Origin of the sequence: Pseudomonas sp. DTU12.1, from assembly GCF_009873475.1 — a bacterium.
In the GTDB taxonomy this organism is placed as follows: domain Bacteria; phylum Pseudomonadota; class Gammaproteobacteria; order Pseudomonadales; family Pseudomonadaceae; genus Aquipseudomonas; species Aquipseudomonas proteolytica.
In genome coordinates this window covers 2,043,629-2,069,944 of sequence record NZ_CP045254.1, presented here as the reverse complement: position 1 = coordinate 2,069,944, position 26,316 = coordinate 2,043,629, and the positions used below count along the sequence as shown (strand labels likewise).

The 26,316-nt window shown below is 61.0% G+C and carries 23 protein-coding genes and 2 tRNA genes; 16 read left to right on the top strand and 9 right to left on the bottom strand.

Annotated features, from left to right (window positions below; translation table 11 throughout):
• The first annotated feature begins 86 nt into the window (after nucleotides 1–86).
• From GDV60_RS09260 to GDV60_RS09255, 3 genes are all read left to right on the top strand, one after another.
• Nucleotides 87–1,376, top strand: a complete 1,290-nt coding sequence (locus GDV60_RS09260) for a M18 family aminopeptidase (RefSeq protein WP_029300406.1) — start codon at nucleotides 87–89, stop codon at nucleotides 1,374–1,376.
• A 255-nt stretch (nucleotides 1,377–1,631) separates the two neighbouring features.
• The gene (locus GDV60_RS26545) at nucleotides 1,632–1,808 is read left to right on the top strand and encodes a hypothetical protein (RefSeq protein WP_166647837.1); all 177 of its coding nucleotides are present in this window, start codon (nucleotides 1,632–1,634) and stop codon (nucleotides 1,806–1,808) included.
• 72 nt (nucleotides 1,809–1,880) lie between these two features.
• The gene (locus GDV60_RS09255; RefSeq protein WP_159906933.1) at nucleotides 1,881–4,058 is read left to right on the top strand and encodes a mechanosensitive ion channel family protein; all 2,178 of its coding nucleotides are present in this window, start codon (nucleotides 1,881–1,883) and stop codon (nucleotides 4,056–4,058) included.
• Here the strand turns inward: GDV60_RS09255 and GDV60_RS09250 are convergent.
• Nucleotides 4,034–4,747, bottom strand: a complete 714-nt coding sequence (locus GDV60_RS09250) for a UTRA domain-containing protein (RefSeq protein ID WP_159906931.1) — start codon at nucleotides 4,745–4,747, stop codon at nucleotides 4,034–4,036. The genes GDV60_RS09255 and GDV60_RS09250 overlap by 25 nt on opposite strands.
• A gap of 349 nt (nucleotides 4,748–5,096) precedes the next feature.
• Between GDV60_RS09250 and GDV60_RS09245 the strand changes: the two genes are divergently transcribed.
• From GDV60_RS09245 to GDV60_RS09220, 6 genes are all read left to right on the top strand, one after another.
• Nucleotides 5,097–6,164: an ABC transporter substrate-binding protein gene (locus GDV60_RS09245; RefSeq protein WP_159906929.1), complete on the top strand. Its 1,068-nt coding sequence runs from the start codon at nucleotides 5,097–5,099 to the stop codon at nucleotides 6,162–6,164.
• A gap of 158 nt (nucleotides 6,165–6,322) precedes the next feature.
• A complete protein-coding gene (locus tag GDV60_RS09240; RefSeq protein WP_159906927.1) occupies nucleotides 6,323–7,129 on the top strand; it encodes an alkaline phosphatase family protein in 807 nt (268 codons plus the stop codon).
• Nucleotides 7,126–7,971 (top strand): ABC transporter permease subunit, encoded by an 846-nt coding sequence (locus GDV60_RS09235; protein ID WP_159906925.1) that lies wholly within the window; start codon nucleotides 7,126–7,128, stop codon nucleotides 7,969–7,971. Before GDV60_RS09240 ends, GDV60_RS09235 begins: the two co-directional genes overlap by 4 nt.
• Nucleotides 7,958–8,758 carry an ABC transporter permease gene (locus GDV60_RS09230; RefSeq protein ID WP_070995362.1) on the top strand — a complete coding sequence of 267 codons (801 nt, stop codon included), beginning with the start codon at nucleotides 7,958–7,960 and terminating at the stop codon, nucleotides 8,756–8,758. The genes GDV60_RS09235 and GDV60_RS09230 overlap by 14 nt, the downstream gene beginning before the upstream one ends.
• Nucleotides 8,755–9,744 (top strand): ABC transporter ATP-binding protein, encoded by a 990-nt coding sequence (locus GDV60_RS09225; protein ID WP_070995363.1) that lies wholly within the window; start codon nucleotides 8,755–8,757, stop codon nucleotides 9,742–9,744. The genes GDV60_RS09230 and GDV60_RS09225 overlap by 4 nt, the downstream gene beginning before the upstream one ends.
• 31 nt (nucleotides 9,745–9,775) lie before the next feature.
• A complete protein-coding gene (locus GDV60_RS09220; protein ID WP_029292818.1) occupies nucleotides 9,776–10,429 on the top strand; it encodes an HAD family phosphatase in 654 nt (217 codons plus the stop codon).
• Between the two features lie 184 nt (nucleotides 10,430–10,613).
• Here the strand turns inward: GDV60_RS09220 and GDV60_RS09215 are convergent, their stop codons facing one another.
• On the bottom strand, nucleotides 10,614–11,576 hold the full coding sequence (locus GDV60_RS09215) for a zinc-binding dehydrogenase (RefSeq protein ID WP_159906923.1): 963 nt from the start codon (nucleotides 11,574–11,576) through the stop codon (nucleotides 10,614–10,616).
• A gap of 138 nt (nucleotides 11,577–11,714) precedes the next feature.
• On the opposite strand from GDV60_RS09215, the gene GDV60_RS09210 reads away from it, so the two are divergent.
• Together GDV60_RS09210 and GDV60_RS09205 are read left to right on the top strand one after the other, a co-directional pair.
• The gene (locus GDV60_RS09210; protein WP_169852119.1) at nucleotides 11,715–13,796 is read left to right on the top strand and encodes a carboxy terminal-processing peptidase; all 2,082 of its coding nucleotides are present in this window, start codon (nucleotides 11,715–11,717) and stop codon (nucleotides 13,794–13,796) included.
• A gap of 118 nt (nucleotides 13,797–13,914) precedes the next feature.
• Nucleotides 13,915–15,672, top strand: coding sequence for a bifunctional diguanylate cyclase/phosphodiesterase (locus GDV60_RS09205; RefSeq protein WP_029292811.1), 1,758 nt, complete (start codon nucleotides 13,915–13,917; stop codon nucleotides 15,670–15,672).
• Nucleotides 15,673–15,690: 18 nt separating this feature from the next.
• Here GDV60_RS09205 and GDV60_RS09200 read toward each other — a convergent pair whose 3' ends face one another.
• The 5 genes from GDV60_RS09200 to GDV60_RS09180 all read right to left on the bottom strand — a co-directional run bounded on the left by GDV60_RS09200 (nucleotide 15,691) and on the right by GDV60_RS09180 (nucleotide 18,438).
• Complete coding sequence (locus GDV60_RS09200; protein WP_029292809.1) at nucleotides 15,691–16,077, bottom strand: tetratricopeptide repeat protein; 387 nt, start codon at nucleotides 16,075–16,077, stop codon at nucleotides 15,691–15,693.
• On the bottom strand, nucleotides 16,078–16,449 hold the full coding sequence (locus GDV60_RS09195) for a hypothetical protein (protein ID WP_029292807.1): 372 nt from the start codon (nucleotides 16,447–16,449) through the stop codon (nucleotides 16,078–16,080).
• Nucleotides 16,446–16,784, bottom strand: a complete 339-nt coding sequence (locus tag GDV60_RS09190) for a helix-turn-helix transcriptional regulator (protein ID WP_104911899.1) — start codon at nucleotides 16,782–16,784, stop codon at nucleotides 16,446–16,448. The genes GDV60_RS09195 and GDV60_RS09190 overlap by 4 nt, the downstream gene beginning before the upstream one ends.
• Before the next feature lie 97 nt (nucleotides 16,785–16,881).
• Nucleotides 16,882–17,337: a YkvA family protein gene (locus GDV60_RS09185; protein ID WP_029292802.1), complete on the bottom strand. Its 456-nt coding sequence runs from the start codon at nucleotides 17,335–17,337 to the stop codon at nucleotides 16,882–16,884.
• Between the two features lie 372 nt (nucleotides 17,338–17,709).
• Complete coding sequence (locus GDV60_RS09180) at nucleotides 17,710–18,438, bottom strand: FKBP-type peptidyl-prolyl cis-trans isomerase (protein WP_092235022.1); 729 nt, start codon at nucleotides 18,436–18,438, stop codon at nucleotides 17,710–17,712.
• 258 nt (nucleotides 18,439–18,696) lie between these two features.
• On the opposite strand from GDV60_RS09180, the gene GDV60_RS09175 reads away from it, so the two are divergent.
• Together GDV60_RS09175 and GDV60_RS09170 are read left to right on the top strand one after the other, a co-directional pair.
• Nucleotides 18,697–20,505, top strand: a complete 1,809-nt coding sequence (locus GDV60_RS09175; protein ID WP_159906921.1) for a di-heme-cytochrome C peroxidase — start codon at nucleotides 18,697–18,699, stop codon at nucleotides 20,503–20,505.
• A 29-nt stretch (nucleotides 20,506–20,534) separates the two neighbouring features.
• Nucleotides 20,535–21,677 carry a catalase family protein gene (locus GDV60_RS09170; RefSeq protein WP_159906919.1) on the top strand — a complete coding sequence of 381 codons (1,143 nt, stop codon included), beginning with the start codon at nucleotides 20,535–20,537 and terminating at the stop codon, nucleotides 21,675–21,677.
• 234 nt (nucleotides 21,678–21,911) lie between these two features.
• Here the strand turns inward: GDV60_RS09170 and GDV60_RS09165 are convergent.
• Nucleotides 21,912–21,988 (bottom strand) — tRNA-Asp (locus GDV60_RS09165).
• An 18-nt stretch (nucleotides 21,989–22,006) separates the two neighbouring features.
• Nucleotides 22,007–22,082, bottom strand: a tRNA-Val gene (locus GDV60_RS09160).
• 201 nt (nucleotides 22,083–22,283) lie between these two features.
• Between GDV60_RS09160 and GDV60_RS09155 the strand changes: the two genes are divergently transcribed.
• From GDV60_RS09155 to GDV60_RS09145, 3 genes are all read left to right on the top strand, one after another.
• Complete coding sequence (locus GDV60_RS09155; RefSeq protein ID WP_029292794.1) at nucleotides 22,284–22,802, top strand: sigma-70 family RNA polymerase sigma factor; 519 nt, start codon at nucleotides 22,284–22,286, stop codon at nucleotides 22,800–22,802.
• 7 nt (nucleotides 22,803–22,809) lie between these two features.
• Nucleotides 22,810–23,793, top strand: coding sequence for a FecR domain-containing protein (locus tag GDV60_RS09150; RefSeq protein WP_070995370.1), 984 nt, complete (start codon nucleotides 22,810–22,812; stop codon nucleotides 23,791–23,793).
• 78 nt (nucleotides 23,794–23,871) lie between these two features.
• Nucleotides 23,872–26,310, top strand: coding sequence for a TonB-dependent siderophore receptor (locus GDV60_RS09145; protein WP_159906917.1), 2,439 nt, complete (start codon nucleotides 23,872–23,874; stop codon nucleotides 26,308–26,310).
• Nucleotides 26,311–26,316: the final 6 nt, after the last annotated feature.

The window sequence follows — 26,316 nt, the reverse complement described above, 5'->3', positions numbered from 1 at the left end:
TTCGCGAGCAAGCCCGCTCCCACATTTGTTCTGTGCACTTGCCACACCGGACGGTAAACTCGCGCCATTGCTGTCTGGAGCTACTTATGCGCGAAGCGTTGAATCAAGGCCTGATCGACTTCCTCAAGGCCTCTCCCACCCCCTTTCATGCCACTGCGGCCCTGGCCCAACGCCTGGAAGCTGCCGGTTTCCAGCGCCTCGACGAGCGCGAGACCTGGACTACCGAGGCCAACGGTCGCTACTACGTGACCCGCAACGACTCCTCGATCATCGCGTTCAAGATGGGCCGCCAGTCGCCCCTGCACGACGGCATCCGCCTGGTCGGCGCCCATACCGACAGCCCATGCCTGCGGGTCAAGCCGCAACCTGAGCTGCAACGCCAGGGCTTTTGGCAACTGGGCGTGGAAGTCTACGGCGGCGCGCTGCTGGCGCCGTGGTTCGACCGTGACCTGTCCCTGGCCGGCCGCGTGACGTTCCGCCGTGACGGCAAGGTCGAAAGCCAGTTGATCGACTTCAAGCTGCCGATCGCCATCATTCCCAACCTGGCCATCCACCTGAACCGTGAAGCCAACCAGGGCTGGGCGATCAATGCCCAGACCGAGCTGCCGCCAATCCTCGCGCAGTTTGCCGGTGATGAGCGCGTGGACTTCCGTGCCGTGCTCACCGACCAACTGGCCCGCGAACATGGGTTGAACGCTGATGTGGTGCTCGACTACGAGCTGAGTTTCTACGATACCCAAGGCGCGGCGGTGATCGGCCTGCATGGCGACTTTATCGCCGGCGCCCGCCTGGACAACCTGCTGTCGTGCTACGCCGGCCTGCAAGCGCTGCTCACCAGCGAGACCGACGAAACCTGCGTGCTGGTGTGTACCGACCACGAAGAAGTCGGTTCCTGCTCAGCCTGCGGTGCAGACGGCCCGATGCTGGAACAGACCCTGCGGCGCCTGCTGCCTGAGGGTGATGAGTTCGTACGTGCGATTCAGAAATCGTTGTTGGTGTCTGCCGACAATGCCCACGGCATCCACCCCAACTACGCCGACAAGCACGACGCCAACCACGGCCCGAAACTCAATGCCGGCCCGGTGATCAAGGTCAACAGCAACCAGCGCTACGCCACCAACAGCGAAACCGCCGGGTTCTTCCGCCACCTGTGCATGGCCGAAGAGGTACCGGTGCAGAGTTTCGTGGTGCGCAGCGACATGGGTTGCGGCTCGACCATCGGCCCGATCACCGCCAGCCACCTGGGTGTGCGCACCGTGGACATCGGCCTGCCGACATTCGCCATGCACTCGATCCGCGAGCTGTGCGGCAGCCACGACCTGGCGCACCTGGTGAAGGTGTTGAGTGCGTTCTACGCAAGCCGCGACCTGCCCTGAGATCGGCTGTGGCGAGGGGGCTTGTCCCCCGCTGGGCTGCGCAGCAGCCCCAAGTCAATCAAGACCGCTGAGGTTTTTCAGACAGATAGATGTGGCAGGTTTTGGGGCTGCTGCGCAGCCCAGCGGGGGACAAGCCCCCTCGCCACGACAGCGCCTGGCCACATAGCCTTCGCCCTATCTGACACACATCAACCCCACTTGCGCCAATCCAGCCTAGACTGGTAATCATCTTTCTACGACAAGGCCGTCCCCACCATGATCCCGATGTCCGCCTTCCACGCCATGCTCATCCCCATCCTCACGGGCATGATCCTGCTGGCCGTTGGCTTCAACTTCCGCGACAAAAACCTCGGTGTGTTTGGCATGTGGGTCGGCATGCTGCTGATCCTCGGCACCATCGTTTACCGAATCCTCGCAAAACTGGCCGAATAACAAATGCACTCGCAATGGGCATAGCGCCCTCGTACACTCGGTCGATCTGTCGTTTCCAAGGTTGACCGCCTCGTGCTTGCCCGTCTGTTTGCCCTGCCCTACTGCCTGCTCCTCTGCCTGCTGATCCTGTTGCCTATCGCCCCTGCCCAGGCGGTCGGCCTGCCAGGCATCCTGGGCAGCAGCACCAAAGCCCAACCACAAGCCGACGTGCCGCTGGGCCAGTCTTTGGACGAGGTGATCAAGACCCTGGAAAACGACCAGCAGCGCACCAAGCTGCTGGCCGACCTGAAGAAGCTGCGCGAAGCCACGAAAAAAGCTCAACCGGCAGCCGAGCAAGGGGTGCTGGGCTTGATCGGCGGCACCCTGGCGAGCCTGGAGCAACAACTGTCCGGCAGCGACAGCCCGCTCAATCGCTGGTCCGTCGAGTTCGACCAGGCCAAGGCCGAGTTTGCCGCCCTGATGCTGCCAGCCAGCGAATGGCTGCCGATCATCTTTGGCTTTGCCATGGTGCTGATGCTCTGGAGCCTGCTGGCGGCCGCGCTGATCTGGCTCAGCCATCGCGTGCGCCTGCGTTTTGGCCTCAGTGAAGAACTGCCCCAACACCCCAAGACCTGGGACATGCTGCGTTTTGCCCTGCGCAAACTCGGCCCCTGGCTGATTGCCCTGGTGATCACCGTCTACTTGAGCTACGCCCTGCCCTCGTCCCTGGGCAAGTCCCTGGCAATGGTCCTGGCGTACGCGCTGGTGGTCGGCACCTGTTTCTCGGCGATCTGCGTCATTGCCTTTTCCGTGCTCGACGGCCCGCACCGCCACCGGGCCCTTTATATCCTGCGCCACCAGGCGTTTCGCCCACTGTGGCTGATCGGCAGCTTCGCTGCCTTTGGCGAGGCGCTGAGCGACCCGCGCCTGACCGAAGCCCTGGGCACCCACCTGGCACACAGCGCGGCGACCGTCGCCAATGTGCTGGCCGCACTCTCTACCGGTGTGTTTATCCTGCGTTTCCGCCGCCCCATCGCGCACCTGATCCGCAACCAGCCACTGTCCCGGCGCCTGACCCGTCGCGCCTTGAGCGACACCATCGAGATCATCGGCACCTTCTGGTACCTGCCGGCGCTGCTGCTGGTGGGCATTTCGCTGTTTGCCACCTTCGTGTCCGCAGGCGACACCAGCACCGCCTTGCGCCAGTCATTGCTCTGCACGGTGTTGCTGGTGCTGTGCATGGTGATCAACGGCCTGGTGCGCCGCCATGCCCTCAAGCCTCAACGTGGGCATAAGCGCCATGCGCTGTATTCCGAACGGCTGAAAAGTTTCGTCTACACCCTGGCCCACCTGGCGGTGTGGCTGGTGTTCATCGAGCTCGGCCTGCGGGTCTGGGGCTGGTCGCTGATCCGCTTTACCGAGGGCGACGGGCATGAAATCAGCGTCAAATTGTTCGGCCTCGCGGGTACCCTGCTGTTCGCCTGGCTGATCTGGATCCTCAGCGACACCGCGATCCACCACGCCCTCACCCGCTCGCGCAAAGGCCTGGCGAATGCGCGGGCGCAGACCATGATGCCGTTGATCCGCAACGTGTTGTTCGTGACGATCTTTATCATCGCCGCCATCGTCGCCCTGGCGAACATGGGCATGAACGTCACGCCACTGCTGGCCGGTGCCGGTGTGATCGGCCTGGCCATCGGTTTTGGCGCGCAGTCGCTGGTAGCGGACTTGATCACCGGCCTGTTCATCATCATCGAAGACTCCCTGGCCATCGATGACTATGTGGACGTCGGCGGCCACCTCGGCACCGTCGAAGGCCTGACCATCCGCACCGTACGCCTGCGCGATATCGATGGCATCGTGCATACCATCCCGTTCAGCGAGATCAAGAGCATCAAGAACTACTCGCGGGAATTCGGCTATGCGATTTTCCGCGTAGCGGTGCCTGCCAGCATGGACATCGACACCGCGATCAAACTGATGCGCGACGTCGGCCAGAAGATGCGCGCCGATCCGCTGCAGCGTCGCAACATCTGGTCGCCCCTGGAGTTCCAGGGGGTGGAGAGCTTCGAGTCGGGCAACGCCATCCTGCGCGCGCGCTTCAAGACCGCGCCGATCAAGCAGTGGGAAGTGTCGCGGGCGTTCAACCTGTCGCTCAAGCGCCACCTGGATGAGGCCGGCATGGACCTGGCAATGCCGCGCTTGAGTGTGCAGGTGGTAACGGCGGCGAGTGGGCCGCAGGACGCTCAGGTCACATCGACCCCGACGTGAATCGCATCATGGCGCCAGAACTCCAGGTCGCAATCGATCAGGCGCTGGTGCTGATCGTAATTGACCCGGGCGATCCGCAGCCCGGGGCTGCCTGCCGAGACCTTCAGGGCGGCTGCCGCTTCCACCTGCAATGAAGTCGGCACAATTTCAAAGCGCACGCGCCCGTAATGCAAGTCGTACTGGCGGGCGTACAACTCGGTCATCGACTCGTTCAGGTCACACGCAAGGATCCCAGGGAAATACTGAGGGTTGAGGTAGTGCTCGACATACAGCACCAACCGCCCATCAATACGTCGCCGGCGGCAGATCTGGATCACGCTCGATAGCGCCGGCAGTTGCAGCCACGCACAAACAGCGGCCGAGGCCGGTTGCAGGCGAGCCGATATGACTTCAGTGCAAGGCACCCGCCCCTGGGCGCCGACCATGGCGTGGAAGTGGCTGCGCTGCATCAGGTTGTAGGCCAGCCGGGGTGGCGAAACGAACCAGCCACGCCTCTCCTCGCGGTAGATCTGGCCCTGGGCTTCCAGTTGCAGCAACGCCTCGCGCACGGTTATGCGGGTGGTACCAAACAACTCACTGAGTTTGCGCTCGGCCGGCAATTTGCTCGCCGGGCTCAATAAACCGTGGCTGATCTGCTCTCGCAGCGCCAGGCCTATGGCTGTCACCGCTTTGGTTGCCTCATCACGCATCAACGTTACCTATCTGGACTAGGCCAGCACTGTTTGGGTGCGCCAAATGCCCCTGGAGTGGGCGACGGCTAGTGCGTGCAAGCCTAGGCATCACACATGACCGACAGATGACAGCGCCGTGCGCCGCCGTCTCACATGCCCTGCAATACATCGGCCAAGTCCAGGTATTACGGGGTCATGGCCGTGGTCTACGCTTACCCGGCAGGCGCCTGCCCAGGCGCTTTAAAAACGACATCGACATGAAACTGTCATCCAGCGCGCCTAAATTGGCTCGTGTATTGCTGACCTAGACCAAACCAACCGCGCCATCAAAAAATCGCAGCGTTGAAAACGCCCAAAGGAGCTTCGGATGAAACAGCTTTTCCTGGCATCACTGTTAGGCTCGACCATTGCCATGTGCACCGCCGCCATGGCCGCTGACACCGATTTGAAAACCCTGGAAGCTGCCGCCAAGGCAGAAGGCGCTGTGAACAGCGTCGGCATGCCCGATGACTGGGCCAACTGGAGAGGCACCTGGGAAGACCTGGCGGCCAAGTACGGCCTCAAGCACATCGACACCGACATGAGCTCGGCCCAGGAAATCGCCAAGTTCGATGCGGAAAAAGACAATGCCAGCGCCGATATCGGCGACGTCGGTGCAGCCTTTGGGCCGATTGCGGCCACCAAGGGCGTCACGCAACCCTACAAGCCCAGCACCTGGGAACAGATCCCCGATTGGGCCAAAGATAAAGACGGTCACTGGGCACTGGCCTACACCGGCACCATCGCGTTCATCGTCAACAAAAAACTGCTGCACGGCTCCGAAGTCCCGACCAAGTGGGCAGACCTCAAGACCGGAAAATACAAGGTCTCGATTGGTGACGTGAGCACCGCCGCCCAAGCTGCCAACGGTGTATTGGCAGCCGCCCTGGCCAACGGTGGCGACGAGAAGAACATCCAGCCGGCGCTGCTGATGTTCGCCGACATTGCCAAGCAGGGGCGTATTTCCCTGGCCAACCCGACCATCGCCACCATGGAAAAAGGCGAAGTGGAAGTGGGCGTGGTCTGGGACTTCAACGGCCTGAGCTACAAGGCGAAGATGGCCAACCCGGATGACTACGTGGTGCTGATCCCATCGGATGGCTCGGTGATTTCCGGCTACACCACCATCATCAACAAATACGCCAAGCATCCGAATGCGGCCAAGCTGACCCGCGAATACATCTTCAGTGATGCCGGGCAGATCAACCTGGCCAAGGGCAATGCGCGGCCGATCCGTGCCGAACACCTGACCCTGCCCGCCGAAGTGCAGGCCAAGCTGCTGCCTAACGAACAATACAAAAACGTGACGCCCATCAAGGACCCGGCCGCCTGGGAGGCCACCTCCAAGAGCTTGCCGCAGAAGTGGCAGGAAGAAGTCATCATCAATATGCAGTAAGCCCTGGGTGGGAGCTGGCTTGCCGGCGATAGCGGTATGACATTCAGCACTTGTATCGGCTGATGCACCGTTATCGCAGGCAAGCCAGCTCCCACAATTGATCCGGTTCCAGAAGAACCACGCAATCAAGCCCAATTTGTCGCGGAGCCCCTGCCCCTATGAAGCACAACGTCATCCTTGTGGTGCTCGACGGCCTCAATTACGAGGTCGCCCGGCATGCCATGGGGCATCTGCAGGCCTACGTCGGTGCCGGGCGTGCGGCGCTGTACAAGCTGGAATGCGAATTGCCCGCCCTGTCCCGCCCGCTCTACGAATGCATCCTCACCGGCGTACCGCCGATCGACAGCGGCATCGTGCACAACCACGTCTCGCGCCTGTCCAACCAGCGCAGTACTTTCCACTACGCCAGAGCCGCCGGCCTGACTACCGCAGCGGCGGCTTACCACTGGGTCAGCGAGCTCTACAACCGCTCGCCGTTCATCGCAGCCCGGGACCGGCACACCGACGACCAAGCCCTGGCGATCCAGCACGGGCACTTCTACTGGAGCGATCATTACCCGGACGCCCACTTGTTTGCCGACGCCGAAAGCCTGCGCCTCAAGCACGCGCCGAACTTTTTGCTGGTGCACCCGATGAATATCGACGACGCCGGCCACAAGCACGGCCTCGACACCGCGCAATACCGCAACAGCGCCCGCACGGCCGACATTATCCTGGCCGACTACCTGCAAGGCTGGCTCGATGCCGGCTACCAGGTGCTGGTAACGGCCGACCACGGCATGAACAACGACCGCTCCCACAACGGCCTGTTGCCAGAGGAGCGTGAAGTCCCGCTGTTTGTCTTCGGTGATGCCTTCAGTCTCGACCCCAAGGCCCAGCCCAAGCAAACCGATATCTGCGGCACCGTCTGCGCCCTGCTTGGCGTTGCCCACGAAAAACCTGTCTGCCAGGAGCTGTTGAAGTGAGTTCAGTGATCCGTGGCAAATGGCTGGCCGCCTTGTGCCTGGTACCCTTCGCCCTGTTTTTTATCGTATTCCAGATCGCACCGCTGTTCTGGGTGATGGTCAACAGCCTGCAATCGGAAGAGTTCGGCTGGGGCCTGGCCAACTTCAACAAGATCTTCAACTCCAAGTTCTACCTACAGGCGATCAAGCACAGCCTGGAGATCAGTTTCTACTCCAGCATCTTCGGCATCATCATCGCGTTGCTGGGCAGCTACTCGTTGCGCAAGGTGGATTCGCCGCTGCGCAACTTCGTCACCGCCTTCGCCAACATGACCAGCAACTTCTCCGGCGTGCCCCTGGCCTTTGCCTTCATCATCCTGCTGGGGTTCAACGGCAGCATCACCATCATGCTCAAGCAGGCCGGGATCATTCAGGACTTCAACCTGTACTCCAAGACCGGCCTGATCATCCTGTACACCTACTTCCAGATCCCTTTAGGCGTGCTACTGCTCTACCCGGCCTTCGACGCCCTGCGTGAAGACTGGCGTGAGTCCGCAGCGCTCCTGGGAGCCAATGGCTGGCAGTACTGGCGGCATATCGGCCTGCCGGTGCTGACGCCGGCGCTGCTGGGTACTTTCGTGATCCTGGTGGCCAATGCCCTGGGCGCCTACGCCACGGTGTACGCGTTGACCACCGGTAACTTCAACGTGCTGCCGATCCGTATCGCGGCGATGGTTTCCGGTGACATTTCCCTGGACCCGAACATGGCCAGCGCCCTGGCCGTGATCCTGGTGGCGCTGATGACCGTGGTCACCGTGGTTCATCAACTGCTGCTCAAGAGGAGCTACCATGTCTCGCGCTGAAGCCAGCCCCGCTGCCCTCTATCATCGCGTGGTGGTGTACCTGCTGTTTGCGATCCTGGTGCTGCCGCTGATTGGTACCCTGGTGTACTCCCTCGCCAGTAGTTGGTCGGCCACCATCCTGCCCGCCGGCTTTACCTTCAAGTGGTATGTGCAGCTGTGGAGCGACCCGCGCTTTTTACATGCCTTTGGCCAGTCGCTGCTGGTATGCGTGGGTGCGCTGATCCTGTCGGTGGTGCTGATCCTGCCGCTGCTGTTCGTGGTGCATTACCACTTCCCCCGGCTCGATGCGCTGATGAACATCCTGATCCTGCTGCCCTTCGCCGTGCCGCCAGTGGTGTCGTCGGTGGGGCTGTTGCAGCTGTATGGCTCGGGGCCGCTGGCCATGGTCGGTACGCCGTGGATCCTGATCGGCTGCTACTTCACCGTGGCGCTGCCGTTCATGTACCGCGCGATCACCAACAACCTGCAAGCGATCAACCTGCGTGACCTGATGGACGCCGCCCAACTGCTCGGCGCCAGCACCTGGCAGGCCGCGATCCTGGTGGTGCTGCCCAACCTGCGCAAGGGTTTGATGGTGGCGTTGCTGCTGTCGTTCTCGTTCCTGTTCGGCGAGTTTGTGTTCGCCAATATCCTCGTCGGCACGCGCTACGAGACCTTGCAGGTGTACCTCAACAACATGCGCAACAGCAGCGGCCATTTCACCAGCGCCGTGGTCATTTCCTATTTCCTTTTCGTGCTGCTGCTCACTTGGGCCGCCAACCTCTTGAACAAGGACAAAAGCCAATGAGCTTCGTCAGCGTCCAGCACCTGCAAAAAAGCTACGCCGCCACCCCGGTGTTCAGTGACATCAACTGCGAGATCGCCAAGGGCGAATTCGTCACCCTCCTCGGCCCGTCCGGTTGCGGCAAGTCCACGCTGCTGCGCTGCATCGCCGGCCTGACGCCGGTGGACAGCGGGCAGATCCTGTTGGACGGCCAGGACATTGTTCCGTTGAGCCCGCAGAAGCGCCATATCGGCATGGTGTTCCAGAGCTACGCGCTGTTCCCCAATATGACCGTGGAACAGAACGTCGCCTTCGGCCTGCGCATGCAGAAAGTCAACGCCGATGACAGCCACAAACGGGTTCAGGAAGTGTTGCAACTGGTCGAGCTCAAGGACCTGGCCGGGCGCTACCCGCACCAGATGTCCGGCGGCCAGTGCCAGCGCGTCGCCCTCGCCCGCTCCCTGGTCACGCGGCCGCGCCTGCTGCTGCTTGACGAGCCGCTGTCGGCCCTGGACGCACGGATTCGCAAACACCTGCGCGAACAGATCCGCCAGATCCAGCGCGAGCTGGGGCTGACCACCATCTTCGTGACCCACGACCAGGAAGAAGCCCTGGTCATGTCCGACCGCATCTTCCTGATGAACCAGGGCAAGATCGTGCAGAGCGGCGACGCCGAGACCCTCTACACCGCTCCGGTGGATGCCTTTGCCGCCGGTTTTATCGGCAACTACAACCTGTTGGATGCCGAGCAGGCCAGCAAGCTGTTGCAGCGCCCGGTCAACGGGCGCATCGCCATCCGCCCTGAATCCATCGAGCTCAACCGCAGCGGCGAACTGGATGCCCTGGTGCGCAGCCATAGCCTGCTGGGCAATGTGATTCGCTATCGTGTCGAGGCCCGGGGCGTGGAATTGGTGGTGGACGTACTCAATCGCTCGGCCCAGGATCTGCATGCGGATGGCCAGCGCCTGGCACTTTCTATCGATCCCGCTGCGCTGTGTGAGGTAGCCTGAGGATGCAGCGTTTATTGAGGAAGCATGACTGATGGCTTTGGTAATTTTTGATCTGGACGACACCCTGATCCACGGCGATTGCGCCACCTTGTGGAGCGAACAGATGGGCCGCCTGGGCTGGGTGGACCGTGAATCGTTCATGCGCAAGAACCATGAACTGATGTCTGCCTACAGCCGCGGCGAGTTGGCCATGGAAGAGTTCATGGACTTCAGCCTGGAACCGATGATCGGGCGCACCCCGGAAGAAGTCGCACATCTGGTAGAGCCATGGGTGGAAGATATTATCGAGCCGCTGATCTACAGCGACGCCACCAAGACCATCGCCCGCCACCGCCAGAACGGTGACCGGATCCTGGTGATCTCGGCCTCGGGCACGCACTTGGTCACGCCGATAGCGGCGCGTATTGGCATCGATGAGGTGCTGGGGATTGAACTGGACGTGGCCCATGGGGTGTACAGCGGCAAGACCGTCGGTGTACTGACCTACCGGGAAGGCAAGATCACCCGCTTGATGCAATGGCTGGAGCAGGAAGGTGAAAGCCTGGAAGGAGCGTATTTCTATTCGGATTCGCGCAATGACTTGCCGCTGTTGAGCAAGGTCGATTACCCACAGGTGGTGAACCCCGATCCTGTGCTACGGGCCCACGCCGAACAGGCGGGCTGGCCGATTCACCAGTGGACCTGACAGCGCGTTTCCTGACTTGAAACCCAATCAAAATGTGGGAGCGGGCTTGTCGGATCGCCGCACCGTCGCGAAAGCGGTGTATCAGTCGACATAGTTGTTAACTGACGACCGCTTTCGCGACGGTGCGGCGATCCGACAAGCCCGCTCCCACACTTTTGACCCGGTTTCAATTCGGGATTGGCATTTAAGCCAGGCTTTCGTCGATCACCAGCACCAACTTCCCGGAAATCTGGTTGGTCGCCAGCTGCGCAAACGCCGCCTCGGCATCCGTGATCGCAAAGGTCTTGGCCAACTGCGGGCTCAAGCGCCCTTCACCAAACAATGGCCACACCTGCTGGCCCAGGTCGCTCAGCAGATCAGCCTTGAACTGATCATCGCGGCTGCGCAGGGTCGAGCCCAGCAACTGCACGCGCTTGGCCAGCACCTGCGCCAGGTCCAACTGGGCCTCGCGCCCGCCCATCAAGCCGATCAATACCCAACGACCGTCGCGGGCCAGGAGCTTGAGGTTGATGGCTGCATAATTGCCGCCCACCGGGTCGAGAATCACGTCGAACGGGCCAAAATCCCCCAGGCTCTCGATGCCGTCAGTACGTACCACACCGCCCTGGGCACCGAGGTCTTCGCAGTAGGCCAGGCGATCCGCAGAGCCGACGCTGACCCAGCACGGGCTGCCAAAGGCCTTGCAAAGCTGGATCGCCGCCGAACCGACGCCACTGGCGCCCGCGTGCAACAGCACCTTTTCACCCGGCTTGAGGGCCGCCAGTTGGAACAGATTCAGCCAGGCAGTGCTGTACACCTCAGGCAAAGCGGCCGCTTCAGCCAGGGACAGGCCCTCGGGCACCGGCAGTACGTGGCGCGCGTCTACCACCACTTCCTGCGCCATGCCACCGCCGGCCAGCAGCGCACAGACCCGATCCCCCACTTGCCAGGAAGACCCGGCGCCGACCTCACTGATAACCCCGGAGCACTCCAGGCCCAGCACCTCGCTGGCACCTGGGGGTGGCGGATAGAGCCCCGCACGCTGTAATAAATCCGCCCGATTCAAGCCGGCTGCTGCCACCCGAATGCGAACTTGCCCTACATCGCACGTAGGACTCGGGGTCTCAACCCACTCCACATGACCTTCAACGCCTTGCAATGCTTTCACAGTGCCTCCATAGTGAGTCTGGACTGAGCCCGTTGCTGTAGCGCCGGGCTTTTTGCATTATGCGACCGGCCCAAATGGAACCGGCGACTTCAAAGACGGCCTAATATGCGTTATCAATTGCCCCCGCGTCGAATCAGCATGAAGCATTTGTTCCCCAGCACCGCCCTCGCTCTTTTCATTGGTCTCGGCCTGTTGCCGCTGTCGACCAATACGTTCGCAGCCAACAGCTGGGACAAACTTCAGCCTGATCGCGATGAGGTGATTGCCAGCCTTAACGTCGTCGAGTTGCTCAAGCGCCACCATTACAGCAAGCCGCCGTTGGACGACGCGCGCTCGGTGATCATCTATGACAGCTACCTCAAGCTGCTTGATCCCTCGCGCAGCTATTTCCTGGCCAGTGATGTTGCCGAGTTCGACAAGTGGAAGACCCAGTTCGACGACTTCCTCAAGAGCGGCGACCTGCAGCCTGGCTTCACCATCTACAAGCGTTACCTGGACCGTGTCAAAGCGCGTCTGGACTTCGCCCTGGGTGAGCTGAACAAAGGCGTCGACAAGCTCGACTTCACCCAGAAGGAAACCCTGCTGGTGGATCGCAAGGAGGCCCCGTGGCTGACCAGCACCGCCGCCCTGGATGACCTGTGGCGCAAACGCGTCAAGGACGAAGTCCTGCGCCTGAAGATCGCCGGCAAAGAGCCCAAGGCGATCCAGGAACTGCTGACCAAGCGCTACAAGAACCAATTGAGCCGCCTTGAGCAGACCCGCGCCGAAGATATCTTCCAGGCCTATATCAACACCTTCGCGATGTCCTACGATCCGCACACCAATTATCTGTCGCCAGATAACGCGGAAAATTTTGATATCAACATGAGTCTGTCCCTCGAAGGCATCGGTGCCGTGCTGCAAAGCGACAACGATCAGGTCAAGATCGTGCGCCTGGTGCCCGCCGGCCCTGCGGACAAGACCAAGCAGGTCGCCCCGGCCGACAAGATCATTGGCGTGGCCCAGGCCGACAAAGAGATGGTCGACGTGGTCGGCTGGCGCCTGGACGAAGTGGTCAAGCTGATCCGTGGGCCCAAAGGCAGCGTGGTGCGCCTGGAAGTGATTCCGCACACCAATGCGCCGAATGACCAGACCAGCAAAGTGGTGTCGATCACCCGCGAAGCGGTGAAGCTCGAAGACCAGGCCGTGCAGAAGAAAGTCCTCAACCTCAAGCAGGATGGCAAGGACTACAAGCTGGGCGTGATTGAGATTCCGGCGTTCTACCTGGACTTCAAGGCCTTCCGTGCCGGTGATCCGGACTACAAGAGCACCACCCGCGACGTGAAGAAAATCCTCACCGAGCTGACCAAAGAGAAGGTCGACGGTGTGGTCATCGACCTGCGCAACAACGGTGGCGGCTCGTTGCAGGAAGCCACCGAGCTGACCAGCCTGTTTATCGACAAGGGCCCTACCGTGTTGGTGCGCAACGCTGACGGCCGCGTGGATGTGCTGGAAGACGAAAACCCCGGCGCCTTCTACAAAGGCCCGATGGCGCTGCTGGTCAACCGTCTCTCGGCTTCGGCCTCGGAGATTTTCGCCGGTGCAATGCAGGACTACCACCGCGCAATGATCATCGGTGGCCAGACCTTCGGCAAAGGTACGGTGCAGACCATCCAGCCGCTCAACCATGGCGAGCTGAAGCTGACCCTGGCCAAGTTCTACCGGGTTTCCGGGCAGAGCACCCAGCACCAGGGCGTACTGCCGGACATCGATTTCCCGTCGCTCATCGACACCAAGGAAATCGGCGAAAGCGCCCTGCCCGAAGCCATGCCATGGGACACCATCCGCCCAGCCATCAAGCCCGCATCGGACCCGTTCAAGCCATACCTGGCCCAGCTCAAGGCCGAACATGACCTGCGCTCCGCCAAGGATGCCGAGTTCGTGTTTATCCGCGACAAGCTGGCCCTGGCCAAGAAGCTGATGGCCGAGAAGACCGTCAGCCTCAATGAAGTGGACCGCCGCGCGCAGCACACCGATATCGAGAACCAGCAACTTGCCCTGGAAAACATCCGCCGCAAGGCCAAGGGTGAAGCCCCGCTCAAGGAGCTGAAGAAAGAAGACGAAGACGCGCTGCCGACCGAACCTGAAAAGACCAAGCCGGAAGATGATGCCTACCTGAGCGAAACCGGGCGGATTCTGCTGGACTACCTGAAAATCAGTAAGACGGTGGCCAAGCAGTAAATGATGGCAATTTAATGTTGCCGCTCCACTGAGCGTCATCAAACAGACATCATTCTGTCGTGAAATGAAGGACCGGGCGCCCCAGGCACCCGGTCCTTTTTTTTCGACCGAGATCATCATGACCATGACCGAACAGCTGAATGCCCTGGGCTCCATCCTGGCTCAGGGCAGTTTGCACAGTCTGTTCCAACCCATCATCAGTCTCTGCGAACGCCGCATCCTCGGCTACGAAGCCCTGAGCCGCGGCCCCTCCAACAGCCCGCTGCACTCGCCCCTCGCGCTGTTTAGCGTGGCGCGCCAGGCCGGACGCCTGAATGAGCTGGAGATGGCCTGCAGGCAAAGCGCCTGCAAGCGCTTCAGCGAGCAGAAGCTGCCGGGCAAGCTGTTTCTCAACGTCTCACCCGAGTCGCTGCTGGAAACCACCCATCAACCGGGGCGCACCTTGCAGATGCTGCGCGAGTACGGGATCGCACCCAGCCAGATCGTGATCGAACTCACGGAGCAAGCGCCGACCGACGATTTCCAGCTACTGCAGACCGCCCTGCACCACTATCGCGACATGGGCTTTTCAATTGCCCTGGATGACTTGGGCGCCGGTTACTCCAGCTTGCGTTTGTGGTCCGAGTTGCGCCCGGACTACGTGAAGATCGACCGGCATTTTATCGACGGCATTCACCAGGATGCGCTCAAGCGCGAGTTTGTCGGCTCCATCCTGCAGATCGCCAGGGCTTCCCGTGCGCAGGTAATTGCTGAAGGCATCGAATTGCCAGAAGAATTGGCGGTGCTCACAGAGATGGGCGTGGATCTGATCCAGGGCTACCTGCTGTGCCGTCCCCAGGAGCACCCGCCGACCGAAGCCCGGTTGATGCTGGCCAGGCCCGACAGCACCAGCGTCTCGCTCAACGAGGACGCCAGTGACCTCAGCGCCCTGCTCAACGAACAACCGGCCGTGGCCCAGGACATTGCCACAGCAAAAGTGCTGGAAGCGTTCCGCAGCCAGGCCAACCTCAACTCCCTGGCGGTCCTCGATGGGCGCGGCCAGCCCATCGGCATCGTGCATCGGCATTCGTTGTCCGACGCCCTGCTCAAGCCATTTGCCACTGATCTGTTTGCGCGCAAGCCCATCAGCCGCTTGATGAGCGACGACTTCCTGGCCGTGGAGCTGAGCCAGTCGTTGCAACAGGTCAGCCGCCTGCTGACCAGCCGCGCGCGGCAGCGCATCGAAGAAGACTTCATCATCACCCAGAACGGCAACTACCTGGGATTGGGCCGGGTGATCGACGTGCTCAAGCTGATTACCGAACTGAAAATCCAGCAGGCGCGCTACGCCAACCCACTGACCCTGCTACCGGGCAATGTGCCGATCCAGCAGTGCCTGACGCGGCTGTTGCAGCAGCAGCGCGAATCGGTGATTTGCTATGTGGATATCGACAGCTTCAAGCCGTTCAACGATATCTACGGCTATGGCCGTGGCGATGAAGTGTTGCTGTGCCTGGCGCAATGCCTGAACGACCGGGTGGACCCCAGTCGCGATTTTGTCGGGCATATTGGCGGCGATGACTTTTTACTGGTGCTGGGCGCCCAGGATTGGCGCAAGCGTCTTAACCAGTTGGTGGATGATTTCCAGACCCAGTGCCGGCGTTTTTACCGCAGTGAGCATTTGGAGGCGGGATGTTTTATCGCCCTCAATCGCCAAGGGGCGCGACAGGAGTTTGCCTTGCTGTCGCTGTCCATCGGCGTGGTGCATCTGCATCCGCTGAGTTGTGGACACTTGGATGCCAGCCAGTTGGCGGAACTGGCCTCACAGGCCAAGCATCACGCCAAGAACGTGGCCGGCTACAGCATCCACGTAATCGACAGCCGCGAACTCCTGTAGGAGCCGGCGTGCCGGCTCCTACAATTGTTCCAGACGCATCTGCGCCAGCGGATGCCCGGCCTTGGCGGCGAGAGTCCACCAGCGCGCGGCTTCGACCGGGTCTGGGGCCTTGCCCAGGCTGCCAGCCAGGCTCAGCACGCCGACTTGATAGGCAGCCTTGCCATCTCCAGCCTGGCCGGCCAAGCGCAGCAAGCGCACGCCCTCCTCCCGTGCGCCAAGACCCTGGCCGCGAAAGGTCAGGATGTGCCCATAGAAACTTTGGGCCTCGACATTACCCAGGTTGGCCATGCGTGCAAACTGCCCCTCCAGCCAGTGCCATCCACGGGGCTGACGCACGAACCATGACCAATGAAACAACCTGCGCGCCAACCAGTAGCTGGCATACGCTTTGAGCTTCCAGAACACTCAAGCCTCCGCTGATTCAGGATATTCGTACTCGAACACACGGACCACTTCCGAGGCGTGCCACGACGCCGCGGCGACGCCATCGGATGGCCCGCAGAAACGCCCAAGGCGTTCGACACATTCAAAAAAACCGGTGCGCGGCAAGCGACTCGCGCCCTGGCTGATCACCAGGGAACTGCGCAGGGGTTGCTCTGCCTTGGCATCCAGGGCGGCCAAGTGCTCAAGTGCAGCGGTCAGGGTTTGCATCGCCGGCGTCGGAAACTGCAGGCGCTCAAGCAATGCGCGATAGGTCAAAAGATGGCGTTGGCGACGGGCCTGATCAAGTTCGTTGAGCAATCCATCCCAATGCTGACGGCTGATGCGCACACTCACACTGCATCCCTCCAACCCGAAATCCCCAACTCCCAGGCCAGGCTGCGACGGATCGCGGCATCCGGCTGACGCTCACCACTTTCAATCAAACCCAGGTAGGACGGGCTGATACCCACAGTACGGGCCAATGTCTCGATCGCCAGCCCCTTGGCTTCGCGCAGGCTGCGTAATTGCTCCAGGGGGCGTAGATCCTGCTCGGTAGCGATGGGTGGGATCTGTGCAGAAGGCGTGGCTGGTTGCTGCAGGCCGGCGGCTGTCAACAGCGCCTGGTACTGAGCCCATGGCAGAACCGCGTATTCGGGTTCGCCATCCCGTGAAATGATTTGTATATCCATGACTGCCCCGTAGGATCACAACACTTACGAAGTAAGTACTTTCCTTAGGAGTGTAATCCTAACAGCCACAAAGAGCGCAGGGGGATAATCCGCGTCTTCAGTTTTTTTTCGGGTTTTCCTGCTCCAGAAGCTGTGGCGTGGCGGGCAAGCGCTCAACCACCACCAACTTCTCCGGGCGCTGGCGTTCACGCCAGGCGCGGAAAGCACTCAGTTCACCGTCCAGGGACTTCATGACCCAGGCCAGAACCGCGATGTCATCGAGCATGCCGAACATCGGCAGGAAATCCGGGATCGCATCAATCGGGCTGAGGAAATACATCAAGCCCGCCACCACCGATATCAGCGCCTTGGGGCTGATGGCCCGGTACTCGCCGCGCCAGTAGGCCAGGCACAACGCCTGGAGCAGCTTCAGGTCGTCCTTGAGCTTGCCCAGGCGGCTGCCCTGGCTTGAGCCTTTGGCAGCGACCGCGAACAACAGGGTCGGCAGGCGTCCACGCCCAATCAGGCGTGCGGCCAACGGTAGGAAACGGGTGAAATTCCAGGGTGCTTTCATCGTCACTCCAGTTCCAGGCGAGAGAAAAGGTTATCCACACAACTTGTGGATAACCTTGTGAACAGAGCCCATTTTCGCGGCTGAAAGCCACGTAATACAAGGCCTACAGTCAGATCGGGCGTTTTTTGCGCACATAAAAAAATCCCAAGATTTCATTGACTTGGGGTGCATCTGCGGCTACCCGTGCCGAGGTATAGCATCAGACTGCTCTAAATCGCAGGTGTTCGTTCGGATTGCAAGGGATCCGGTTTTCAGCGAATTCACCCTGTGGAGAGCAGGCTTGCCACAATCAGCCCGCTCACCACAGATAAATAGAACCCGCAGAAACAACAACGCCCCGTATAAACGGGGCGTTGGGTGTTCAACTGCTGCTTACTTGGCAGCAGGTGCTTCAGGAGCGTCAGCCTTGGCCGGGTCCTTGATTGCCAGCAGCTCCAGGTCAAAGACCAGTACGGAGTTGGCTGGAATCGCCGGGCTCGGGCTCTGGGCGCCGTAGGCCAGGTCGGACGGGATGTACAACTCGACCTTCTCGCCTACGTGCATCAGTTGCAGGCCTTCGACCCAACCCGGGATCACGCCGCTGACCGGCAGGTCAATCGGGCTACCGCGATCCACGGAGCTGTCAAAGGTGGTGCCGTTGGTCAGTTTGCCGGTGTAGTGCACAGTCACTACGTCGGTAGGCTTGGGTTGCGCGCCTTCGGCCTTCTTCACGATCTTGTATTGCAGACCGGAAGCGGTGGTGACGACGCCGTCTTTCTTGGCGTTGTCTTCGAGGTATTTCTTGCCGGCGGTTGCCGACTCTTCGCTCATCTTGGTCATGCGTTCTTCAGCACGCTTTTGCAGTGCGGAAAACGCTTCAACCAGTTCTTCGTCCTTCAGCTTCTGTTCTTTCTTGCCGACGGCATCTTCGATGCCTTGGGCAACGGCCTTGGAGTCCAGGTCATCCATACCTTCCTGAGCCAGGCTTTTGCCCATGTTCAGGCCGATACCGTAGGAAGCTTTCTGCGCCGGGGTTTTCAGCTCTACGCTGGTTTGCGAATCACAACCCGCAAGTACCAGGCTAACCAGGGCCACCGCCGCCGCCAACCGATGCTGTTTCATGCTATTTCCTTGTTCATGCGCCAAAAGGGCATTCGAATAAAGTCGCGAGCTTATCAGGCGGCCACGACCAATGGCTACCGGCATGTGAGCAGGAAACTTCTGATAAGTTCACGTGTTTAAAAGCATTTTCATCTGCCACAAAGCCCGGCGAAGGACAGCCGATGTACCGAAAACCGCCTGCGTAGACGGATCATGGCTACTTGCCGCCTACCGCGCTCAGTGGCATAAGGACACAACCACTCGACAAGGATAGTTATCTTGCGCATTTTTTCCCGTGCTTTACGCCTGATCCTGTCACTTCTGGGACTGGGGCTGGCCGTCGTGTTCTATTACGTGGCCAACCCGAAGCTACCGGATTACGTGCCGGTACAGCAGGTGCACTACCAGGACCAATGGAGCGCCGCCGACCGCCAGGTCTACTACTTCACCCCCCAGGGCACCCAGGTCAAGGGCCTGCGTTACAACTGGTTCTCTGCGCTGGAGCTGCCGTTTTCCGAGCAGCGATTCGCCGAGCCGGCCAACCTGGCGCGCTTTGGTTTCCTGGTAGACCCGCGGCAACAGGCCACACCCCAGAACCCCGGCAACCTGCCCGTAGGTTTCGCCCGGCACAAGAATGCCGGCAGCAACGATGAGTTTCTCGATATAACCTGCGCCGCCTGCCACACCGGCGAGTTGCGCTTCAACGGCCAGGCCCTGCGCATCGACGGCGGCTCGGCGCAACACGTGCTGCCCTCCAGTGTCCCGACCCTGCGCGGTGGCAGCTTTGGCCAGGCCCTGGTGGCCAGCCTCGCGTCCACTTATTACAACCCGTTGAAGTTCAGGCGCTTCGCCCACCGCGTACTGGGCGATCAATACGACGCCCAATACGATCAACTGCGCCAGGACTTCAAGAAGTCCCTGGACAACTTCCTCAAGGTGGCCTGGAACGATACCCACCGTGGCCTCTACCCCACCGAAGAAGGCCCGGGGCGCACCGATGCGTTCGGCCGCATCGCCAACGCCAGCTTCGGCGATGCCATTTCGCCGGAAAACTACCGTATCGCCAACGCGCCGGTGGACTACCCACAGTTGTGGGACATGTGGACCTTCGACTGGGTGCAATGGAACGGCTCGGCCCAACAACCCATGGCGCGCAATATCGGCGAGGCGCTGGGCGTAGGCGCGACCCTGGCGTTCTTCGACAGTGCCGGCCAGCCTCTGCAGGGCGATGCGCGCTACCCTTCCAGCGTACGCGTGCGTGACTTGAACCTGATCGAAGAAACCCTGCAACGGCTAAAACCCCCGACCTGGCCTGAAGCGCTGTTCGGCACCATCGACAAACCGTTGGCTTCCCGTGGCCGCGTATTGTTCGCCGAAAACTGCGCGGCCTGCCATGTGCCCAGCGTGAGTGAAGTCAACGGGCGCCCGGTACAGCAGTTGAAGATGCTGGCGGTGGACTACATCGGCACCGACCCTGGCACCGCCAGCAACATTGCCGACCAGCGCTACGACCTCAGCGCCCTGCAATGGGACCCGGCCGAGTTGGCACAGTTAAACGTCGAACTGCACCCCGCGCCGACCGAACCGCTGGACCTGCGTAGCCTGTCCGTGGCCAAAGGCCTGGCCTATGTCACTGCATTTGTCGAAGAACATGCTTACCGCGCCGCCGGTATCACCCCAACCGAACGCCCGCGCCTGGACGGTTTCGGCCTGCCCATCGGCGTGCGCGAGCTGCGCGCCTACAAGGCCCGCCCGCTGGCCGGTGTGTGGGCCACGCCGCCGTTCCTGCACAACGGCTCGGTGCCGACGCTCTACCAATTGCTATCACCCCAGTACGAGCGCAGCCGCACCTTCTATAAAGGCACCTTCGACTACAACCCACGTCACCTGGGCTATCGCACCGAGGCTTTTAAAAACGCATTCCTGTTCGATACGAGCATCACCGGCAACCATAACAGCGGCCACGAGTTCCGCGCGGGCAAGCGTGGCAACGGGGTGATTGGCCGGGGCCTGGAGCCTGAGGAACGCTGGGCGTTGCTGGAATACCTGAAAGTACTGGGCGGCCCGCTGGAGCAGCAACTGCCATGACTTCCCCATTTCGATACAAGGACCGTTCCATGCTCGCTCGACTGTGGCTGCGCCTCGGCGCGTTTCTCGGCAAGACGCTGTTATGGCTGGTAGGCCTGGGCCTGCTCGGCTGGTTGCTGTCGACCCTGTGGTTTGCCTGGCACCACAGCGGCCCGGTGCCTACCGAGGAGCAGATACCGCCGGGCGAAGCGGCCATGACCCAAGGCATCATCCAGACGGCGGTGCGCATCGTCGACCAGCATCGCGAAGGCACCCGTTACCTGCGCGATGCCCATGCCAAGGCCCACGGCTGCGTGAAGGCCGAAGTCCGCGTGCTGCCGGACCTTGAGCCGGCGCTGCGCCAGGGCGTGTTCGCCGAACCGGGCAAGACCTGGCAGGCGATGATGCGCCTGTCCAACGGCAACGCTTATCCACAGTTCGACAGCATCCGCGATGCTCGCGGCATGGCGATCAAGTTGCTGGACGTGCCGGGCAAGCAATTGCTGGCCGATCAGCAGGCGCGCACCGAGCAGGACTTTGTCATGTTCAGCCACCCGAATTTCTTCGTCAGCGACGTGGCCGAATACGCGCAGAACGTCGGGGCCCAGGCCGATGGCAAAAAAGCCATGGCGTTTTTCCCAAGCCTCGACCCACGCAGTTGGCAGGTGCGGCATCTGTTTATCGCCCTGGCGACACTTGCACCCGCACCGGCCAGCCCGACCGAGGCGACGTACTTTTCGGTATCGCCCTACAAGTTCGGCAGCGCAAATGCCAAATTCCGCGTCGCCCCAGACCCGCAAAGCTGCCCGGAGTACAGCCTGCCCAAGCAAAACCAGGACTTGCCGAACTTCCTGCGCAGCGCCTTGAGCCAGCAACTGTCCACGGACCGCATCGACGCGTGTTTTGTGCTGCAGATCCAGCGCCAGAACCCGCAGAAATACATGCCCATCGAAGACACCAGCATTGAATGGAAAGAAAGCGACGCGCCCTACGAGAGCGTGGCAAAAATCCACATCCCGGCGCAGGACTTTGATACTCCGGCCTTGAACCTGGCCTGTGACAACCAATCGTTCAACCCATGGTTTGGCGTGGAGGAACACCGGCCGATTGGGGGGATCAATCGGCTGCGCAAGGCGGTGTACGAGGCGGTGAGTGATTATCGGCATAGCCGCAATACCCCCTCTGATCGTTGACCTGTAGGAGCGAGCTTGCCCGCGATGTTCGTTAACGATAACGCTGGTTGCCTGACGCCCCGCGGCGTTTTATCGCACGCCTTCGCCGGCACGCTGGCGCCTCTTCGCGTAGGCGCAGGTCAACGTGTATGGGAGGATTTGTCCCTGGCCACAGAATCCCAGGCACAAAAAAGCCCGCTCAATGAGCGGGCTTTGCGTGGTGACCTGGCGTTCAGCATTCCAGGTTACCGAATATGGCGCAGCGGACGGGACTCGAACCCGCGACCCCCGGCGTGACAGGCCGGTATTCTAACCGACTGAACTACCGCTGCGCGTAGCATTGGACGTAATGGTGGGTGATGACGGGATCGAACCGCCGACCCTCTGCTTGTAAGGCAGATGCTCTCCCAGCTGAGCTAATCACCCTTTACGTTTGGTGCGGGGCGCATCATATACGAAAATTTCGCAATGTGTTGATTTAAATGCAATTTATTTGAAATATCTTTTCGCCAGCAGGCTACACCCAGGAAAACCGGCGCTTGTAGCGGGTAAACGCGAGTCTATTGCGTTTACCCAGCCCTGGGCTCACAATTAGAAACCATTCTCAATAACACCTGAGCCACGCCTATGTCTGTGGGTGAACCGCCATTCCAACGGGAAATAACCCAGCTCTACAGCGAGCATCATGGCTGGCTACTCACCTGGCTGCGGCGCAAGCTGGGCTGCCGGCAGAACGCTGCCGACCTGGCGCAGGACACCTTCGCGCGCATCCTCAACACCCGTGAATCGGTAGCGACGATCCGCGAACCCAGGGCCTACCTGAGCACCACCGCGCGGCGGCTGATCATCGACCAGGCCCGACGCAAACAGATTGAACACGCCTACCTGCAGGAACTGGCGCTGACGATGGACGCGCTTGAGGGGTTCCAGTCGCCGGAGCAGATCAACACGACCCTTGAAGCTCTGGAGCAGATCGCGTTTATCCTCGAAGGCATGCATGAGTATTCGCGCCAGGCATTTGTGCTCTATTACCTCGAAGAACTGACCCAACAGCAGATCGCCCGGCAACTCAAGCTCTCGGAACGCACGGTACGCAAATACCTGATCCAGGCCCTGGTGCATTGCGGCCATAGTATGGACACCTGAGCCCCCCATGCCCGACGCCCGCCAACAGATCGAAGAACAAGCCGCCGAATGGATGCTGCGCCTGCATGAAGGTGAGCTGAGCGAAGCCCAGCGCCTGGCGTTCGATTGCTGGAAACAACAAGGCCCGCACTACGCCGCTGCCGCTGCACGCATGGAAGCGGTGATTTCGCGGATGCAGGCCCTGCGTGGGAAAAAGTCACCGGCACGGGCAGCGCTGAATGCTGCGTTCGCCAATCAGCAATCGCGCCGCAGCAAAAGCGCAGTGCGCACCCTGCTGCTGGCATGCAGCCTGGCAGTGCCAGCCGCGGCGCTGCTGCTCAGCCCCTACCCGCAGCGCTGGATGGCCGACGTGCGCAACGGCCCCGGCCAGTGGCAAACCCTGCGCCTGGCCGACGGTTCGGCCCTGAGCCTCAATGGCATCAGTGCGGCCAACCTGCATTTCGACGCCACGCAACGGCGCATCGAACTGCTGCAAGGCGAAATCCTCGTGGAAGTGGCCCACGATCAGGCACGGCCGTTTATCGTACAGACCGCCCAAGGCAGCATGCGCGCGCTGGGCACGCGATTTGTGGTCAAGCGCGAGGGCGATAGCACCGTGCTGAGCATGCTCGAATCGCGCGTGGCAGCCCACAGCGCCGATGCGCGGCAGAGCCTGGAAGTCGCCGCTGGTTCCCAGGCCCTGATCAGTACCGACAGCGTCCGCCTGACCGGTAGCATTGACCCGGCCGGCATCAATGAAGCCTGGCGTCGCCATCAACTGGTGGTGGAAAACCGGCCATTGCCCGAGGTGCTGGATGAAATCGCACGGCATCGTTCTGGCCGCCTGCAGTTTGACCGTGCCGCCTTGCAAAGCCTGCGGGTGTCGGCCGTGATCCCCCTGGACGACAGCGACCATGCCCTGCAACTTTTGGCGCAAACCCTACCGATAACGGTGCAAACCTATACCCCTTGGCTGGTGATCGTGAACCCGTCCAACACAGCCAATAAATAATTATTCGCATTTGCTTCCGGTTTTTTCGCAGTTGCCCGTCAAGCAAGGTAATTCGACACATAAAGGATTGCCTTCACCATGCACACCCCTTCCTACCTTCGCGGGCGCTTTGCCCTGCTAAGAAGCGCGCCATTTTCCCTGGCCATGCTCGCCGCCACCGTTGGCGCCTTGCACATCAACCTGGCCCAGGCGGATACGCCAAGCACCGCTGCCCAGGCTTACAACATTCCCGCCGGGCCGCTGGGCAGCTCGCTTAACCGCTTCGCCCAGCAAGCCGGCGTGGCGATTGTGTTCCAGTCCAGGGAACTGGAAGGCCTCAATGGCCCGGGTTTGCAAGGCAATTACGGCATACAGGACGGTTTCGACCGGTTGCTGCAGGGCAGCGGCTACATCGCGGTAAAGGGCGACCAAGTGTATGCACTGCAACCCGCGCCCGCTGCCAGCAACGGCAGCATGGAACTGGGCCCGACCCAGGTCACCGGCAATCAGTTGGGTAACGTCACTGAAGACAGCGGTTCCTACACGCCCGGCAGCATCGCCACCGCCACGCGCCTGGTGCTGACCCCCAAGGAAACCCCACAGTCCGTCAGCGTTGTTACGCGCCAGCACATGGATGACTTCGGCCTGAACAACGTCGACGACGTGATGCGCCATACCCCGGGCATCACCGTGTCGGCCTTCGACAGCGAGCGCAGCAACTACTACGCCCGCGGTTTTTCGATCAATAACTTCCAGTACGACGGCATTCCTTCGACGGCGCGTAACGTCGCCTATTCGGCGGGCAATACCCTGAGCGACATGGCGATCTATGACCGCGTCGAAGTGCTCAAGGGCGCCACTGGCCTGCTGACCGGCGCCGGCTCCCTGGGCGCGACGATCAACCTGGTACGCAAGAAGCCCACCGCCGATTTCCAGGGGCACGCCACCCTCGGCGCCGGTTCCTGGGACAACTATCGCAGCGAACTGGACGTCAGCGGCCCACTGACCGAAAGCGGCAATGTGCGCGGCCGGGCGGTCGCAGCCTACCAGGACAAGCATTCGTTCATGGACCACTACTCGCGCAAGAGCCCGACGTACTACGGCATCATGGAGTTCGACTTGTCACCGGACACCTTGCTGACCGTCGGCGGTGATTACCAGGACACGTTGCCCAAGGGTTCTTCCTGGTCAGGCAGCTTCCCGCTGATCAACTCCAAGGGTGATCGCAACAAGGTCAAGCGCTCGTTCAACAACGCCGCCGAATGGAGCAGCTGGGAGCAGTACACGCGCACCGTATTCGCCATGCTCGAACATGACCTGGGTGATGGCTGGGTGACCAAGCTGCAACTGGACCACAAGATCAACGGCTACCACGCACTGATGGGCTCGATCCAGGGCGACCAGCCACAGCCGGACGGCACCGCACAGTTGACCTCGGGCAAATACACCGGGGAAACGGTCAGCGATTCCGCCGACCTGTACGTGAGCGGCCCGTTCAGCCTGGGCGGCCGCGAACATGAACTGGTGCTGGGCGGATCCATCAGCGCCTCGGAGTGGAAAGGTAAAGGCTACTGGAACCTGAGCCCGAACATCGTCGACTTCAATAACTGGCACGGCCACGCGACCCTCCCGGACTGGGGCAATGCCCAATCCCTGACCGACGACACCGTGCGCCAGACCGGCGCCTATGTAACCACCCGCCTGAATCTGGCCGATGACCTGAAGCTGCTGCTGGGCGGTCGAGTGGTCAACTACCAGGTCACGGGCTACAACCCCAACTATCGTGAATCCGGGCGCTTCGTGCCGTATGTCGGTGCTGTCTACGACCTGAACGACACCTACTCGGTGTATGCCAGCTACACCGACATCTTCATGCCCCAGGAAAACTACAACCGCGACCGGGATAACAAGCTGCTTGAGCCCGATGAAGGCCAGAACTGGGAATTGGGGGTGAAAGCCGACTTCCTCGACGGCCGGGTAAACGCCAGCGCGGCGTACTTTGAAATCCACGAGTCCAATCGCGCCCTCTCCGATGACGAGTACAACAACCAGACGCCAATCCCGTCCAACTACGCCTATAAGAGCAGCAAGGCTGTGACCAAGGGCTACGAAGTGGAAATGTCCGGCGAGATTGCCCCCGGCTGGCAATTACAGGCGGGCTATACCCACAAGATCGTGCGCGATGACAAGGACGTGAAAATCTCCACGTTCGAGCCTGAAGACCAGATCAAGCTGTACACCACCTACAAACTCAAGGGCGACCTCGACAAATTGACCGTCGGCGGTGGCGTGCGCTGGCAGAGCGTGGGCTGGCAGGATATCTACAACAACCCACATGGCGGGTATGAGGAGTTCTCCCAGGAGGCCTACTGGCTGGTGGACCTGATGACCCGCTACCAGGTCACCAAGAACCTGTCGGCAACGCTGAACGTCAACAACATCTTCGACAAGTCCTACTACACCAATATCGGTTTCTATAACTCCGCCGCCTATGGTGAACCGCGCAACTTCATGGTCACCACGCGCTGGGATTTCTAAACCCCC